Below are 2462 nucleotides of genomic sequence, written 5' to 3'. Positions count from 1 at the left end.
CCCCACGGCCCCCACACCGCCGCCGTCTCCGCCGCGCAGAGGCGGGCGGGGCCGGCGGCGGAAGCCGTGACGGTACGGGCTGAGGACGAGGCAGAGACCGAGAGCAGAGACCGAGGGCGAAGCCGCCCTCCCCGCTCCTACCAGTCACTCCGCGAGCTCGACGACGAGCTGAACTTCCGTACGACGAAGACCAGCCCCGCCACGACGACGGCGAACACCAGCACCGAGAAGACGATGCCGACGATCCACTTGATCAGGCCGATCAGACTGATGAAGGCGACGAAGGCCACGATGGGGATCGCAACCCACTTCACCCACCAGGGCAGCCCCTTGGTGACCTCACTCACAGACACGGTTGACTCCTGCTCCGCTGCATCAGACCCGGTGTTTCCGGGTTCCGGGACTCTGCCCCGGTCTCCTTCGATGCTAGGTCGCGCCCCAGCCCCGCGGGAGGCCCGCAGCCCCGGTCCTCCCCGGACCCGACCCCGAGGCGAACCCTGATAAGCAGCCCCTGACAAGCAGCCCCTGACAAGCAGCCCCTGACCAAGCGCCCCCGGAACGGGGGCCTCGCTCAGGCCTCCGGCGGCGAGAAGACCACCAGCACCCGCAGGTCCTCGCTGATGTGATGGAACTTGTGCGGCGTCCCCGCGGCCACATGCACGACGCTGCCCCGGGCGACCTGCGTGGTCTCGCTGCCGACGGTCAGCGAGGCCCGCCCCGACATCACCACATAGACCTCGTCCTGGCGGTGCGGCTGCTGCGGATCGCCCGAACCGGCGTTCAAGGCGTACAGGCCGACGGACATGTTCCGCTCGCGGATGAACTGCAGGTACGCTCCGTCATTCGCGCGGCGCTCCGCCTCCAGCTCGTCCAGCCGGAAAGACTTCATTGCGTCCCGCCCCTCATGATCCCGAGTGTGCTGGAAACGATCTCAACTATGACTACCTTCGTCGTCAAGACCCTGGCCAACGCCGCGGCCCTCGCCGTCGCTGTCTGGCTGCCCTTCGTCAACGACATCACGGTGGACGGCAAGGACAACGGGGAGCGCGCGCTGACGCTGATCCTCGTGGCCCTCGTCTTCGGCGTGGTGAACCTTATCGTCAAGCCGATCGTGAAGCTGCTGTCGCTCCCGCTGGTGCTGCTCTCGCTGGGCCTCTTCACGCTGATCATCAACGCGTTGATGCTGCTGCTCACCTCCTGGCTGGCGGACAAGTTCGACCTCGGCTTCCACGTGGAGAACTTCTGGTCCGGGGCCGTACTGGGCGCCCTGGTCATCTCGATCGTCTCCTGGGCGGCGAACGCCCTCCTGGACCGCGACTGACGGCGACGGGCCGCGCGCGAGGCGCGGAGATGCGCCGGCCGACAGGCCGGGGTGACGGGGCGGCGGGCGCGATCCGCCGCCCCTGACGCATGATGGAGCGCATGCGTTCTCCTTACCGCGTGTGCTTCGTCTGCTCCGGCAATATCTGCCGCTCCCCGATGGCCGAGTCCGTCTTCCGGGCCCGGGTCGAGGAGGCCGGCCTCGACGGGCTGATCGAGGCGGACAGCGCCGGCACCGGCGGCTGGCATGCGGGCGACGAGGCCGACCCCCGCACCGTCGCCGTGCTGGCCAGGCAGGGTTACGGCACCGAGCACAGCGCCCGGCAGTTCCGCCCCGGCGACTTCGCCGAGCGCGACCTGGTGATCGCCCTCGACGCCGGCCACCAGCGCCATCTGCGCCGCCTCGCCCCCTCCGGCGAGGCCGCCGACAAGGTGCGGCTGCTGCTCTCGTACGACCCCAAGGCCACCCAGCTGGACGTGCCCGACCCGTACTACGGCGGGAACGCCGGATTCGACGAGTGCCTGGAGATGATCGAGCCGGCCGCCGAGGCCCTGCTCGACGCCATCCGCACCGAGCTGCGCGAGCGCGGCGACCTGGACGACGCCAAGACCAAGAGCGGCGACGTCTCCAGCGACGCAGCCTCCAACGACGGAGTCTCCAGCGACGGCGACACCAGCGAGAGCCTCACCACCGACGACATCCCCGCCCGCCAGCCATGACCACCCCTGCCGTCACCGCCCGCGCCACCGCCCTACTGGGCGCCCGCGTCACCGGCGCGCACCCGATCGGCGGCGGCGACATCGCCCACGCCTATCGCCTCGCGCTCGCCGACGGCCGCGCCGTGCTCGCCAAGACCCTCGACCCCGCGCCCGAGGAGTTCTTCGAGGCGGAGGCCGCCGGGCTCGGCTATCTCGCCGCCACCGGCGCCGTGGCCGTACCCGAAGTGCACGCCGTGGCACCCGGGCTGATCCTGCTGGAGTGGATCGAGCCGGGCCCGGCCACCCCCGAGGCCGCCGAGCAGCTCGGCCGCGACCTGGCCGCCCTGCACAACACCCCGGCCAACGCCTTCGGCAACCCGCGCCCCGGCCACCCCGCCTACATCGGCTCGCTGCCGCTGCCCGCTCCCACCGATCCCGTACAT

At 70.8% G+C, this 2462-nt stretch carries 4 protein-coding genes and 1 pseudogene; 3 read left to right on the top strand and 2 right to left on the bottom strand.

Features of this window, described 5'->3' with window-relative positions:
• Window positions 1–137 precede the first annotated feature (137 nt).
• On the bottom strand, window positions 138–347 hold the full coding sequence (locus tag G5C51_RS43580) for a DUF5326 family protein (protein WP_165246050.1): 210 nt from the start codon (window positions 345–347) through the stop codon (window positions 138–140).
• 224 nt (window positions 348–571) lie between these two features.
• On the bottom strand, window positions 572–889 hold the full coding sequence (locus G5C51_RS41500; protein ID WP_165246048.1) for a cupin domain-containing protein: 318 nt from the start codon (window positions 887–889) through the stop codon (window positions 572–574).
• Window positions 890–937: 48 nt separating this feature from the next.
• Between G5C51_RS41500 and G5C51_RS41495 the strand changes: the two genes are divergently transcribed.
• The 3 genes and pseudogenes from G5C51_RS41495 to G5C51_RS41485 all read left to right on the top strand — a co-directional run.
• The gene (locus G5C51_RS41495) at window positions 938–1321 is read left to right on the top strand and encodes a phage holin family protein (protein WP_165246046.1); all 384 of its coding nucleotides are present in this window, start codon (window positions 938–940) and stop codon (window positions 1319–1321) included.
• Between the two features lie 101 nt (window positions 1322–1422).
• Window positions 1423–1899, top strand: a pseudogene (locus G5C51_RS41490) (low molecular weight protein-tyrosine-phosphatase); the annotation flags it as partial.
• A 137-nt stretch (window positions 1900–2036) separates the two neighbouring features.
• Window positions 2037–2462, top strand: a 426-nt coding sequence (locus G5C51_RS41485; protein WP_165246042.1) for a fructosamine kinase family protein, incomplete at its 3' end; no start/stop codon positions are given.

This window comes from Streptomyces coryli (assembly GCF_011044975.1).
GTDB lineage: Bacteria > Actinomycetota > Actinomycetes > Streptomycetales > Streptomycetaceae > Streptomyces > Streptomyces coryli.
This window is presented reverse-complemented; position numbering and strand designations above follow the sequence as displayed.